A 13,318-nucleotide genomic window follows, 5' to 3' on the forward strand; every position below is an offset into this window, starting at 1 on the left:
TCTCGGAGGGTGTGGCCGCGCGCTACGCGGCCGCGATCTTCACGCTGTTGAACCAGGTTGCGGGCATTTCGCGGTCGAGCGCCCACACAATCTGCATAGGGCGATCACCGGTGGCGGACGCGCAGCGCACGGGGCCGAGGAAAAGGTACGGCATGGTCACGCCGCGTTCGTCTTGCTTGGCTTGTCGGACAAAGAGCAGCACGCGCCAGCCGTGTGGGGGGTGCCGGTAGCGCTTGCCGGTGGCGGAATCGAAGCGCGTCCCACTCTGGCTCTCCCAGTGAAACTCGCGCTGCGAGAGGGCGTAGTCGTTGTAGAGGGTCGTTGGGGTGAAGTCCTTCGGATCCTTGTCGAGAGTCACATACAGCACGTCGCACTTCTGCGCCTCGCACTTGAGTACCCCACCTTGCGTGCGCAGCAGCTTGCCCGAACGCTGCTCGCCAAGCCCGGCGCTGATCTCGTCGCGGCTGTAGGTGGCGTGCACCTCAAACGGCAACCCCGTGAGGGTGTATGTGGGTTTGCGGCGCTGGTCGTCCAGCACGCCTAGCAGCTGACTCACTTCACCTAGGAGCGTGGGACTGGACCACAGCTCGGTGAAGAACGACCCGAGCTCACCGACGGGCCGCACGGCCTGACCGAGAACCGAGAAGAACATGAGCTGGTAGGGGTCACGCGGATCGGGCTTGGGCGGGCGCTCTTGCGCGAGCCAGCTCCGCCAACGGCTTAGGCGCTCCGTGTCGTCGACGTGCAGCAGGCGCGGCAGTGCACGGATCATGGGGCCGTCAGGCACCGCGGGAGCAAAGCCGCGCTGCTCACGCAAGCGCGAAAAGGACCTACCACTTAGGTAGAGGTCGCTCAGCGCAACGTCTGCACGGTCCAAGAAAGACGCGAGTGTGTCGTCGGGCTGAAGGTCCTCGCCGAGCGCCGCCCAGCTCGAGAGCACGCGCTTCATGTTGTCGAGGACCGCACGCTGCGCCAGCTCTTCAAGCTGAATGGAGCAGCCTGGGGGCAGCCGCGGGAAGCCCTGCTCGACGGCAGCCTTTACGTCGGCGCGCGTGCCCCCGCCGAGCAGCGCGCGGTAGCGAAGATCAAAGCGGAACTGCCGGTTTGCGTGCCCGATGAAGTCCAGCACGGTGAGGCAGCTCTTGCTGTCATCGAGGCGCAGGCCACGCCCGAGCTGTTGCAAGTACAGAGTAGGGCTCTCGGTGGGGCGGAGGAACAGCACAGTATCCACGGCGGGTATGTCGACGCCCTCGTTGAAGAGGTCCACGGTGAACAAGGTGCAGAGTTCGCCAGCAATAAGGCGGCTGATTGCGGCGCTGCGCAGCTGCTCGGCGGTGTCGCCGGTCACGCTTTCGGCCGGAAGGCCCGAGCGACGGAAGTACGCCGCCATGAATTCGGCGTGTTTGACCGATACGCAGAACCCGAGCGCGCGCATCCGCCGGGGGTCGCGCACGCGGTCATGTAGCGCCCGCAACACCTGCTTAGCGCGGTGCTCGTCGGCGGTGTAGACGCGCTCCAGCGCTGACACGCTGTAACGCCCCTTGGTGAAGTCGATCTGCGAGAGGTCGGTCGGGTCGTCGACGCCGAAGTACTGAAACGGGACCAGTAGCCCTTGATCGAGCGCGTCCCACAAGCGTGACTCGGCGGCAACTCGCCCGTCGAACCAGTGCAGGATGGAGCGTCCATCGGCGCGCTCGGGCGTGGCGGTCATGCCCAGCAACACGCGCGGCCGTAGGTGATTCAGCAGGGCAGTGTAGGACTCAGCTTCGGCATGGTGGAACTCATCCACCACCAGTACGTCGTAAGCATCCGGCGCAAGGTCCTTCAGGCGGCGCGCGTGGAGCGACTGGATGCTGGCGAACACGTGCTTGCCTGTAAGGGGCTTGTCGCCGCCCGTGTGCAGCTCGCCGAAGCTTCCGTCACCCAGCGCCGCGCGGTAACGAGCGCGGCTCTTTTCCAAGATCTCACGACGGTGCGCAACGAAGAGCAGGCTGGGGCGGCCGGGGAGCCGCTTGTAGTCGAGCGCGGCGATGACCGTCTTCCCGGTGCCCGTGGCCGCCACGACCAAGTTGCGCGAATGTCCTGCACTGCGCTCCGCCGAGAGGGCGTCGAGCACGGCCGTCTGGTGCGGATACGGGTGCAGCCGAATGGCCTCCGCCAGCGCGTCGCGCTCGGGGCTGCGGCGGGCTTCGACCACTCTGGCAAATCGCTCGCGCTCATATGGCTCGAAGGCCTCCTCGTTCCAGTACTGCGCGAACGTGGCCTCGAACTTACGCAAGATGCCTGCGTTGTCCACGTTCGACAGGCGCACATTCCACTCGCAGCCATCGCGCAGCGCCGCGTGAGACAGGTTGGATGAGCCAACGATGCCCGTGGAGAAGCCCGTGACCCGATGAAAGAGCCACGCCTTGGCATGGAGGCGCGTGCGCCGCGTGTCGTAGCTGACGCGTACCTCGGCGCCCATGTCCTTCAGCGCATCGAGCGCCTCGGGCTCAGTCGCCCCCATGTACGTGGTGGTCAGAACGCGCAGCCGCGGGGCCGGACCACGCTCACTGTGGAGGCGATGTCGGTCGCAGAACGCCCGCAGCGCATCACGCAGTTCGACGAAGCCACTCCACTTCACGAACGACACCAGTACGTCCACGCGGTCGGCCGACGCCAACTCGCGCTCGATCTCGTGGCCTACGCGCAGGTCCTTCGGGCCATTGACGATCAGGTCGCTGTACCGCAAGGGTATGGTCGGTCGCATCAGTTTGGCCGCGCCGAGACGAAGCTGTTCCTTGTGCCGCACCTGTAGCAACCGCTCTGCCAAGACGTGGTCGTTCGTGTCGACGTCGCCGCCCAGGCCAGCCACCAACGCCAGCAGTTGGTTGGTGAGCTCGATCTGCTTTGCAGTGCGATCGTGGTCGTCCTTGCCTTTGAGGGACGACAGTCTAGCCGCTGCGAAGTGCGCCACGTGCCGCGCGAGCTCTTCGGGAGCGGTGCCGGGGTTCAGCGCGACCCTCTCACTGGTGAGTCGCGGGTCCCGAAGAGCCGCGTCCAGAGCGAAGGTGACCAGCTGGTCGTACAAGCCGTCGTGAAGGTCGGGCAGCTCGGGCACGAAGGGAGGATACTACGGCGGCGCCCACGCGCGCTCGCTGCGTCACGCCCGATGCACTCCAGGCACGCCTTGGATCGCGGTGCCAGCATGCACCGTGTGGGAGCCTCGATGCGTCGCTGAGGGGCTCCCCACCTTGCACAAACTGAAACACGTTCTACTCTACACGTCCGGCCCGTCGGCCTGCCCCCGCCATGCCCGTCGCCCCACCGCATATGCCTGTTCTGCAGGAGATCGAGGCCCACCTGACGGGGCCGAGGCAGCCCTTCGAGCTGGAGCGGGCCACCGTCCACGGGGAGGACGTCACGGTCTTCAAGAACCGGCCGCGCTCCCTGCGTGATGTCCTGGAGCGCTCCCGCGCGTTTGGCGCCGCGGACTACATGGTCTGGGAGGACGGGCGCCGGTACACGTACGCCGAGCACCTCACGCTCGTCGCCGCGCTGGCCGCCCGCCTACAGACCGAGTTCCGCATCGCCCCCGGAGACCGGGTGGCCATCCTGGCGGCCAACTGCCCCGAGTGGGTGCTGAGCTTCTGGGCCGTCACCAGCCTGGGCGCTGTCGCGGTCGGCCTGAACGCGTGGTGGACGGCGGACGAGATCCTGTACGGCGCAGAAGACTGCGCGCCCAGCCTGCTCATCGCGGACGAGAAGCGCCTGGCCCGGCTCACCCCCGAGCAGCTGAGCGCCCTGCCCTGCCCCGTGCTGCGCATCGACCCCGCGTTCGAGGCGGCCCTGCGGCCCACGGACCAAACGGCGGGCCAAGCCGCGAACGAAAGCGGCCCCACGCTGCCCACCGCGCCCATCACCGAGGACATGCCCGCGGTGATGCTCTACACCAGCGGGACCACGGGGCGGCCCAAGGCGGCGGTGCACACGCACGGGAACATGGGCTCGCTGCTGATGGTGAGCTTCTTTCACGGGGCGCGGCTGATGGCCATCGCGCCGCCGCCCAGCATCGCGGGGCCTCCCACGCAGAGCTGCATTCTGGTGACCAGCCCGCTGTTCCACGTGTCGGGGCTGCACTGCGCGGCGGTCACGGCCCTGGGGGGCGGGGCCAAGACGGTGTGGACCATGGGGCGCTTCAACCCGGAGACGGTGCTGCGCCTGCTGAAAGACGAGCGTGTTACGGGCTGGGGGTACACGGCGACTATGTTGCACCGTGTCGTGAACCACCCCCTGGCCACCCCCGAGCACTTCCGCAGCCTGCGCATGATGGGCGGGGGGGGCTCGCCCATCCCCGAGGCGCTGCAGGACAAGGCGCTGCGCCTGGTGCCGCACGTGAAGAGCACCATGGGCGTGGGCTATGGGCTGACCGAGGGCTGCGCGTTCAGCACGCTCAACCCGGGGCCGGAGCTGCGCGAGCACCCCACGTCGGCGGGGCGCCCGGTGCCCACGGTGGAGCTGCAGATTCGCGACGCCGCGGGGCAGCCGCTGCCCGAGGGGCAAGACGGCGACATCCACGTGCGCGGCCCGCTGGTGATGCTGGAGTACTTCCGCAACCCCGAGGCCACGGCCGCGGTCATTGGCCCGGGGCGCTGGCTGCGCACGGGGGACGTGGGGCACCTGGTGGACGGGCGGCTGTACCTGGCCAGCCGCAAGCGCGACCTCATCCTGCGCGGCGGCGAGAACGTGTACCCGCTCGAGATCGAGCAGCGCCTGGAGGCACACCCGCGCGTGGCCGAGGCCGCCGTGGTGGGCCTGCCGGACGACGAGCTGGGCCAGACGGTGTGCGCCTTCGTGCGCGTCACCCCCGCACAGGGCCTGGCCGCCGTGCTGCCCCCGCGCGCAGGCGAGCCCGAGGCCGAGCCCGGCGCCCTCACGCAAGCCGAAGAGGCCGCGCTGGCCGAGGAGTTGCGCGCCTTCGTGGGCGAGGCCCTCGCCTACTTCAAAGTCCCCGCGGAGCTCCGGTTCGTGCGCGAGCCCCTCCCGCGGAACGCCACTGGTAAGGTGCTCAAGCACGTCCTGTTGGGCGAGCCCAGCGCCTTCATCGAAGAATGAGAGACTGACCATGCCCGAAGCCGTCATCGTTGCCACCGCCCGCACCCCCATCGGCCGCGCCAAGAAGGGCTCGCTCATCAACGAGCGCCCCGACGACCTGGGCGCGCTCGTCGTCAAGGCCGCGCTCAGCAAGGTGCCCAACCTGGACCCCACGCTGGTGGAGGACGTGCTCTTCGGCTGCGCGCAGCCCGCGGGTGAGCAGGGCTACAACCTGGGCCGCGTCATCGCGCTCTTGGCCGGCCTGCGCGACGCGCCCGGCGCCACCGTCAACCGCTACTGCAGCTCGTCGCTGCAGACCATCCGCATGGCGGCGCACGCCATCAAGGCGGGCGAGGGCGACGTGTTCGTGGCTGGCGGCGTGGAGTGCGTGAGCCGCTTCGACAAGGGCAAGTCCGACGGCATGGAGGGCACGCTCAACCCGCTGTTCAACGAGGCCATGGCGCGCACCAAGACCTTCGCCACGGGCACGCCCTGGGCCGCGGTGGACGGCCTGCCCGACGTCTACACGAACATGCTGCAGACGGCCGAGAACGTGGCCGGCAGCGTGGGCGTGAGCCGCGCCGAGCAGGACGAGTTCGCGCTGCTCTCGCAGAACCGCGCCGAGGCCGCGCAGAAGAGCGGCTTCTTCCGCGACGAGATCACGCCCGTGACGCTGGCCGACGGCACCGTGGTGGACACCGACGACTGCCCGCGCCACGGCACCACGCTCGAGGCCCTCTCCGGCCTCGACCCCATCCTGGCCAAGTGGATGGGCGCCAGCGCGACGGTCACGGCCGGCAACGCCTGCCCGCTGAACGACGGCGCCGCGGCGGTCATCGTCATGAGCGACACCAAGGCCAAGGCGCTGGGCATCAAGCCGCTGGCGCGCATCGTGTCGAGCGGCGTGACGGGCCTCAACCCCGAGATCATGGGCCTGGGCCCCGTCGGAGCCAGCCAGCAGGCGCTCGCGCGCGCCGGGCTCAGCATCAAGGACATCGACCTGGTGGAGATCAACGAAGCCTTCGCCGCGCAGGTGGTGCCCTCGGCCAAGCAGCTGGGCATCTCGTACGAGAAGCTCAACGTGCACGGCGGCGCCATCGCGCTGGGCCACCCCTTCGGCATGACCGGCGCGCGCATCATGACCACGCTGCTGCACGGCCTCGAGGTGCGCGGCGGGCGCTACGGCCTCGAGACCATGTGCGTGGGCGGCGGCCAGGGCATGGCCATGATCGTCGAGCGCCTGGGCTGAGGCGCGGAGCACCGGAGCCCCTCGCATGACCTCGCTGCCCGAGACCCAAGCGCAGATCCTCCTCGCGCGGCGCCCCCATGGGGTGCCCGTGGCGGAGGACTTTGCGCTGTCTCGGGGGCCGGTGCCGCAGCCGAGCGACGTGGGGCCCGGGCAGGTGCTGCTGCGCCAGATCTACCTCTCGCTGGACCCCGCCATCCGCGGCTGGATGAACGACAGCCGCTCGTACCTGCCGCCCATCGCCATTGGCGCGCCCGTGCGCAGCGGGACGCTCTCGCAGGTGGTGCACAGCAGCGTGCCCGAGTGGCAGCCGGGCGACCTGTGTCAGGCGCTGGCCGCGTGGGAGGAGTACTCGCTGGTGCCGGCGCAGCAGCTGATGGGCAAGATCACGCCCGTGCCCGGCATCCCGTTGAGCGGGATGCTGAACGTGCTGGGCGGCAACGGGCTCACGGCCTACTTCGGGCTGTACGAGGTGGGGAAGCCCAAGGCGGGCGAGACGGTGCTGGTGAGCGCGGCCGCGGGCGGCGTGGGCAGCATCGTGGGGCAGCTGGCCAAGCTGCGCGGCTGCCGTGTGGTGGGGCTCACGGGCAGCGACGAGAAGTGCGAGTGGCTGTGCAGCGAGCTGGGCTTCGACGCGGCGCTGAACTACAAGTCCGCCAACCTGAACCAGCAGCTGAAGGACGTGTGCCCCAAGGGCGTGGACGTGTTCTTCGACGGCGTGGGCGGCGAGCTGCTGGACCTGGTGCTGGCGCGCCTGGCCATGCGCGGGCGCGTGGTGGTGTGCGGCGCCATCAGCGAGATCAACCGCACGGAGGCCGGGCCCGGGCTGCGCAACGTCATGCAGCTCATGGCCAAGCGCGCGCGCATGGAGGGCTTCGTCACGCTGGACTACGCGGACCGCTACGCCGCGGCCCGTGACGAGCTGGCCGGCTACGTGCGCGAGGGCGCGCTGAAGACGCGCGACGAGGTGGTGGACGGGCTCGAGCACGCTCCGGCGCACCTCCTGCGCCTCTTCTCGGGTGACCACCGCGGCAAGCTGATGGTCAAGGTCGCGGACCCTTCGTAACCTGTCCGCCCCCGTTTCCCGCGCCCGGCCCTGCGCCGGCGCCTCCCTCCCCACGTTTTGGTTTGGACACCGTCGACTGAGTTCGACTGAGAACAAGAAGAGAGCAAGCACATGAGCGGAATCTGCGAAGGTCGGGTTGTCATCGTCACGGGCGCGGGGCGCGGCATTGGTCGTGAGCACGCGCTGGAGCTCGCGCGGCAGGGCGCCAAGGTGGTGGTGAACGACCTGGGCGCCACCAACCACGGCGAGGGCAAGGACGAGGGCCCGGCGGCCGAGGTGGTGAGCACCATCAAGGCCATGGGCGGCGAGGCCTTCGCCAACGGCGCGGACGTGGCCAACTGGGAGCAGACCAAGGCGCTGGTGGAGGAGACCGTGGCCACCTTCGGGCGGCTGGACGTGGTGGTGAACAACGCCGGCTTCGTGCGCGACCGCATGTTCGTGAGCTGCAGCGAAGAGGAGTGGGACGCGGTGGTGAACGTGCACCTGAAGGGGCACTTCTGCCTGTCGCGCCACGCGGCGGGCTACTGGCGCGACCAGGTGAAGGCCGGCAACGCGGTGGATGCGCGCATCATCAACACCAGCTCGGGCGCGGGTGTGCTGGGCAGCGTGGGGCAGTGCGCCTACAGCGCGGCCAAGGCGGGCATCGCCACGCTCACGCTGGTGCAGGGCGCGGAGCTGGGCCGCTACGGCATCACCGCCAACGCCATCTGCCCCATCGCGCGCACGCGCATGACCGAGGGCGCTTTCGGCGACGCCATGAAGGCCCCCGAGGAGGGCTTCGACGTGAACGACCCGGCGAACGTGTCGCCCTTCGTGGCGTGGCTGGCCAGCAGCGAGAGCCGCGAGGTGAGCGGGCGCGTGTGGGAGGTGGTCGGCGGGCAGATCACCGCGTTCGACGGCTACCGCCGCGAGGGCACGGTGGACGCGGGCAAGCGCTGGGAGCCGAGCGAGATCGGCGCGGCCGTGAAGCAGGTGCTGGCCGACTCGAAGCCGCTGGTGAAGGTCTACGGCACGTGATCGGCATGGACTACAGCGGGCAGGTCGCGCTGGTCACGGGCGGCACGGCTGGGCTCGGGCGCGGCATCGCGGAGACGTTCTTGGCGGCCGGCGCCGAGGTGGTGGTGTGCGGGCGCAAGACGCCCGAGACGCTGCCGAGCGCCGGTGGACGCACGGCCAGCTTCGTGGCCTGCGACGTGCGCGACCCGGAGAGCGTCGACAAGCTGGTGGCCGAGGTGGTGGCGCAGCACGGGCGCCTCGACGTGCTGGTGAACAACGCCGGCGGCGCGCCCTTCACGGACGCGGCCACGGCCTCGCCGCGCTTCAGCGAGAAGATCATCGCGCTCAACCTGACCAGCGCGCTGCACTGCAGCGTGGCGGCCAACCGCGTGATGCAGGCGCAAGAGGGCGGCGGCAACATCGTGAACATCGCGAGCGTGAGCGGCGCGCGCCCCTCGCCGGGCACCGCGGCCTACGGCGCGGCCAAGGCGGGCCTGCTGAACCTCACGCGCTCGCTGGCCGTGGAGTGGGCGCCGCGCGTGCGCGTGAACGCCATCACGGCGGGCATGATCCGCACCGAGCAGGCGCACCTGCACTACGGCGACGAAGAGGGCATCGCGCGCGTCTCGGCCACGGTGCCGCTCGGGCGCCTGGCGCTGCCCGTGGACATCGCCAATGCGTGCTTGTTCCTGGCGTCGCCGCTGGCGTCGTACGTGAGCGGCGCGGACCTCTTGATCCACGGCGGCGGTGAGCGCCCGGCCTTCCTGGACGCCGCCACCACGAACCAAGCTGCTGACAAGCCCGCCAAGTAAGGCCCCGAGAGTCATGGAATTCCGCTTCACCGAAGACCAGAACGAGCTGCGCACGCAGGCGCGCCGCTTCCTCGCCGCCGAGTCCACCGCGGCCCACGTCGACAAGGCCATGAAGACCGACCTGGGCTACGACCCGGACGTGTGGGCGCGCCTGGCCGGCGAGCTGGGCTGGCCCGCGCTGGCAATCCCCGAGGCCTACGAGGGCATTGGCCTGGGGCAGGTGGACCTGCACCCGCTGCTGGAAGAGATGGGCCGCCACGTGTTCTGCGGGCCCTTCTTCAGCACGGTGTGCCTGGGCGCCAACGCGCTCTTGGTGGCCGGCAGCGAGGCGCAGAAGCAGGCGCACCTGCCGGGCATCGCCACGGGCGAGCTGACGGCCACGCTGGGCTACCGCGGGCCAGGGGCCAAGGCGCTGGCCGAGGGCGCGGACGCGGTGACGCTGGTGGCCACGCGCGATGGCGACGGCTACACGCTGAACGGCGAGGTGGGCTTCGTGGTGGACGGCGCGAGCGCGGGGCTGGTGGTGGTGGCCGCGTGGGTGGGCGACGCCCGCGGCGGCGAGTTGGGGCTGTTCGTGCTGCCGGGTGACACGGCCGGGCTCACCCGCACCTGCGAGCCCACCATGGACCAGACGCGGCGCCTGGCCACGCTGCGCTTCGAGGGCGTGCAGCTGGGTGCAGATGCACGGCTGAGCGCGCTCGACGGGCGCTTCGCGCTGGGGCTCATCCTGGACCTGGCCGCCGTGGGCCTTGCCGCCGAGCAGGTGGGCGGGGCCGAGGCGTGCTTGGACATGGCGGTGGAGTACGCGAAGGTGCGGCAGCAGTTCGGGCGGCCCATCGGGTCGTTCCAGAGCATCAAGCACATCTGCGCCGACATGCTGCTCAAGGTGGAGTGCGCGCGCTCGGCCGCGTTCTACGCCAGCGCCATCGCGGCGCAGGTGATGGCCGAGGCGGAGCAGGGCCCCATCAGCGAGGCCAAGGCGCGCGAGCTGGCCGAGGCCGCCAGCAGCGCGAAGGCCTACTGCTCGGACGCGTTCTTCCACTGCGCGGGGCAGAGCATCCAGGTGCACGGCGGCATCGGCTTCACGTGGGAGCACGCGGCGCACCTGTATTTCAAGCGCGCGCAGAGCAGCCGCACCTTGCTGGGCAGCGCGCAGCACCACCGCGAGCGCGTGGCCTCCATGCTGGGCGCGGGCGGGGCCATGGACCTCGAGCTCACGGCGGACCAGCAGGCCTACCGCGAGCGCGTGCGCGCCTGGCTGGCCGAGAACCTCACGGGGCGCTTCGAGTCGCTCAAGGGGCGCGGCGGCCCGGGGGACGAGCACTACGCGGTGGACCTGCGCATGGACTGGAACCGCGTGATGGGCGCGGCCGGCTGGAACTGCATCGGCTACCCCAAGGAGCACGGCGGGCGCGCGGCTACCTTGATGGAGGAGGTCATCTTCAACGAGGAGTACGTGCGCGCGGGCGGCCCGGGGCGCATCGGCCACGTGGGCGAGACCCTGCTGGGGCCCACGCTGATCCACTTCGGCAGCGCGGCGCAGCAGCAGAAGTACCTGCCGGGCATCGTGAACGGCACCGAGATCTGGTGTCAGGGCTACAGCGAGCCCAACGCGGGCAGCGACCTCGCCAACCTGCAGACCACGGCGGAGCTGGTGGACGGGCAGTGGGTCATCCACGGCCAGAAGATCTGGACCAGCCTCGCGCCCTGGGCGGACTACTGCTTCGTGCTGTGCCGCACGGACAAGAACGCGCCCAAGCACAAGGGCATCAGCTACCTGCTGGTGCCCATGAAGCAGCCCGGCGTGACGATAGTGCCCATCGAGCAGATCACGGGCGGCAGCGAGTTCGCGGAGGTGTTCTTCGACGGCGCCAAGACGGCCGAGGAGAACGTGGTGGGCGCGGTGAACGACGGCTGGCGCGTGGCCATGGGCACGCTGGCCTTCGAGCGCGGCGCGTCCACGCTGGCGCAGCAGCAGCAGTTCCAGAAGGAGTTCGACATGGTGCTGGCCGCGGCGCAGCGCAACGGCGCGGCCGAGGACCCGGTCATGCGGCAGCGCATCGCGAGCGCGTGGATCGGGCTCAAGATCATGCGCCTGAACGCGCTGCGCACGCTCTCGGTGGACAGCACCGAGCTCGGCCGCGAGGCCTCGTTCGGCAAGCTCTACTGGTCCAACTGGCACCGCGACTTCGGCGAGCTGGCCATGGAGGTGCTGGGCGCCGACAGCGAGCTGGCCCTGCCGCCGGCCGAGCACGGCCCCTACGAGCTGACCACCCTGCAGAAGTCCTTCCTCTTCGCCCGCTCCGACACCATCTACGCGGGCACCAACCAGATCCAGCGCAACATCATTGGCGAGCGCGCCCTCGGCTTGCCTCGGGAGCCCCGATGAAGACCGTTCCAGACTACCCCGTTGGCAAGAACCTCCTGGCCGGCAAGACCGTGCTCGTCACCGCCGCGGCGGGCACGGGCATTGGCTATGCGACCGCGCAGCGCTGCGCGGAAGAAGGCTGCGCCAAGCTGGTGATCAGCGACATCCACGAGCGCCGCTTGAACGAGGCGGCCGAGCGCATCGAGGCGGCCACGGGCGTCAAGCCCGGGCAGGTGCTGTGCAACGTCACCAAGGAAGAGGACGTGCAGAACCTCTTCGCGCAGGCCATCGAGCAGATGGGCCACATCGACGTGCTCATGAACAACGCGGGCTTGGGTGGCACCAAGGACGTGGTGGACATGACCGACGACGAGTGGAACATCGTGCTGGACGTCACGCTCACGGGCACGTTCCGCTGCACGCGCGCCGCGCTGAAGCACATGTACGCGCGCAAGAGCGGCAGCATCGTGAACAACGCCTCCGTGCTGGGCTGGCGCGCGCAGAAGGGGCAGGCGCACTACGCCGCGGCCAAGGCGGGCGTGATGGCCTTCACGCGCTGCTCGGCCGTCGAGGCGGCGGACCACAACGTGCGCATCAACGCCATCGCGCCCAGCCTGGCCAAGCACCCCTTCCTGGTGAAGGTCACCACCAAGGAGCTGCTCGACGAGCTGGAGTCCAAGGAGGCCTACGGCCGCGGCGCCGAGCCGTGGGAGATGGCCAACATCATGATCTTCCTGGCCAGCGACTACGCCACGTACCTCACGGGTGAGGTCATCTCGGCGTCGTCCCAGCGCGCCTGAGGTCGGGCCTTCTCTGACGCCGTTGCGCGTGTGTGGACAGAGCGCCGGGAGTAAGAAGGCCTGTCTCGAAACGGGCGGGCTGTCCCTGACTGAGGGCGATGCTTGTCTCAAATTGGGGGCACCCCGGACTGAAGTCCGGGGCAGCGATCATCGTGATCGCCCGCTCCAAGTCCGCCCCCTGCGGAGGCGGACTGCGCCTCAGCAACTGCTGGCGGGTGATTGGCAGGACGGACCCGTCTCGGTGTCTGCTAGCAAGACAGTCCGCCTCCTCAAGGGAGCGGACGAAAGTACCCGGCCAAGCCAAGTCCTCGGAGGGACGCTGCGCCGGACTTCTTGCCGTGGCATGCGCTCACGTTCGACTCACGGCGAGCATCAGTGGAACGCAAACTCTCAGGGTGTCGGCCGAACAACGGGGATGCCGCGACGCTCACCCGCCCTGGTTCTCGTCCACGTTGTTTGGGCTACCTCGCGACGTCGCCCGTTGCTGCCGCCGTCCATCGACGAGCGCCTCTTCACCATCTTGGGTCGCAAGGCACACGAGGTTCGGTGTCCGATGCTCGCCGTTGGATGCGGACCGGACCACGTCCATGTCGTCGTTCGGCTCGCCACCCACGTCGCACTGGGCGACCTCGTGCAAAGGCTCAAGGGCGCGTCCACCTACGAGCTCAACGGCGACGGTTCCCGCAAGCAGCCCTTTGCTTGGCAAGACGGCTACTGGGCCGAGTCCCTCGGTCCCGCCGACCTCGGGCCCGTCGTTGCCTACGTTCAGCGTCAACGCGAACACCACGACGCTTCCCACCCCGCCGAGCGCTGGGCTTCCGTCAGCGATGCGCCACTCCGCCGGAGCGTGGACTGACTCGCGCACCGCTATGACCACCAAGCTGGGGCGGTCCCGCCAACCACTGGGTTGCTGCGCAGCGAAGTGCGCCTCCGAGCGGCGGCCGACTCTCTCGCGCG

9 protein-coding genes are annotated in these 13,318 nt (G+C 69.6%); 8 read left to right on the plus strand and 1 reads right to left on the minus strand.

Annotated elements, in window-relative coordinates:
• Positions 1 to 22: 22 nt before the first annotated feature.
• Positions 23 to 3,100: a DUF3427 domain-containing protein gene (locus H6726_30735; GenBank protein MCB9662057.1), complete on the minus strand. Its 3,078-nt coding sequence runs from the start codon at positions 3,098 to 3,100 to the stop codon at positions 23 to 25.
• A gap of 212 nt (positions 3,101 to 3,312) precedes the next feature.
• Between H6726_30735 and H6726_30740 the strand changes: the two genes are divergently transcribed.
• The 8 genes from H6726_30740 (at position 3,313) to H6726_30775 (ending at position 13,217) form a co-directional block, all read left to right on the plus strand.
• Positions 3,313 to 5,094 carry an acyl--CoA ligase gene (locus H6726_30740; protein ID MCB9662058.1) on the plus strand — a complete coding sequence of 594 codons (1,782 nt, stop codon included), beginning with the start codon at positions 3,313 to 3,315 and terminating at the stop codon, positions 5,092 to 5,094.
• A gap of 10 nt (positions 5,095 to 5,104) precedes the next feature.
• Positions 5,105 to 6,322 carry an acetyl-CoA C-acetyltransferase gene (locus tag H6726_30745; GenBank protein ID MCB9662059.1) on the plus strand — a complete coding sequence of 406 codons (1,218 nt, stop codon included), beginning with the start codon at positions 5,105 to 5,107 and terminating at the stop codon, positions 6,320 to 6,322.
• Positions 6,323 to 6,356: 34 nt separating this feature from the next.
• Positions 6,357 to 7,385, plus strand: coding sequence for an NADP-dependent oxidoreductase (locus H6726_30750; protein ID MCB9662060.1), 1,029 nt, complete (start codon positions 6,357 to 6,359; stop codon positions 7,383 to 7,385).
• A gap of 111 nt (positions 7,386 to 7,496) precedes the next feature.
• Complete coding sequence (locus H6726_30755) at positions 7,497 to 8,402, plus strand: SDR family oxidoreductase (protein MCB9662061.1); 906 nt, start codon at positions 7,497 to 7,499, stop codon at positions 8,400 to 8,402.
• 5 nt (positions 8,403 to 8,407) lie between these two features.
• Positions 8,408 to 9,193 (plus strand): SDR family oxidoreductase, encoded by a 786-nt coding sequence (locus H6726_30760; GenBank protein ID MCB9662062.1) that lies wholly within the window; start codon positions 8,408 to 8,410, stop codon positions 9,191 to 9,193.
• Between the two features lie 13 nt (positions 9,194 to 9,206).
• A complete protein-coding gene (locus tag H6726_30765) occupies positions 9,207 to 11,582 on the plus strand; it encodes an acyl-CoA dehydrogenase (GenBank protein ID MCB9662063.1) in 2,376 nt (791 codons plus the stop codon).
• Positions 11,579 to 12,361, plus strand: coding sequence for an SDR family oxidoreductase (locus H6726_30770; protein ID MCB9662064.1), 783 nt, complete (start codon positions 11,579 to 11,581; stop codon positions 12,359 to 12,361). The genes H6726_30765 and H6726_30770 overlap by 4 nt, the downstream gene beginning before the upstream one ends.
• Positions 12,362 to 12,842: 481 nt before the next feature.
• Positions 12,843 to 13,217 (plus strand): transposase, encoded by a 375-nt coding sequence (locus H6726_30775; protein ID MCB9662065.1) that lies wholly within the window; start codon positions 12,843 to 12,845, stop codon positions 13,215 to 13,217.
• The last annotated feature ends 101 nt before the right edge of the window (positions 13,218 to 13,318 follow it).

The sequence above is a fragment of the Sandaracinaceae bacterium genome (genome assembly GCA_020633055.1).
GTDB lineage: Bacteria > Myxococcota_A > Polyangia > Polyangiales > Houyiibacteriaceae > JADJJE01.

What these genes read in the sequence shown, in the direction of transcription:
- H6726_30740 (MCB9662058.1), top strand. Translation starts at nt 3,313, where the DNA reads ATGCCTGTTCTGCAGGAGATCGAGGCCCACCTGACGGGGCCGAGGCAG.
- H6726_30745 (MCB9662059.1), top strand. Translation starts at nt 5,105, where the DNA reads ATGCCCGAAGCCGTCATCGTTGCCACCGCCCGCACCCCCATCGGCCGC.
- H6726_30755 (MCB9662061.1), top strand. Translation starts at nt 7,497, where the DNA reads ATGAGCGGAATCTGCGAAGGTCGGGTTGTCATCGTCACGGGCGCGGGG.
- H6726_30760 (MCB9662062.1), top strand. Translation starts at nt 8,408, where the DNA reads ATGGACTACAGCGGGCAGGTCGCGCTGGTCACGGGCGGCACGGCTGGG.
- H6726_30765 (MCB9662063.1), top strand. Translation starts at nt 9,207, where the DNA reads ATGGAATTCCGCTTCACCGAAGACCAGAACGAGCTGCGCACGCAGGCG.
- H6726_30770 (MCB9662064.1), top strand. Translation starts at nt 11,579, where the DNA reads ATGAAGACCGTTCCAGACTACCCCGTTGGCAAGAACCTCCTGGCCGGC.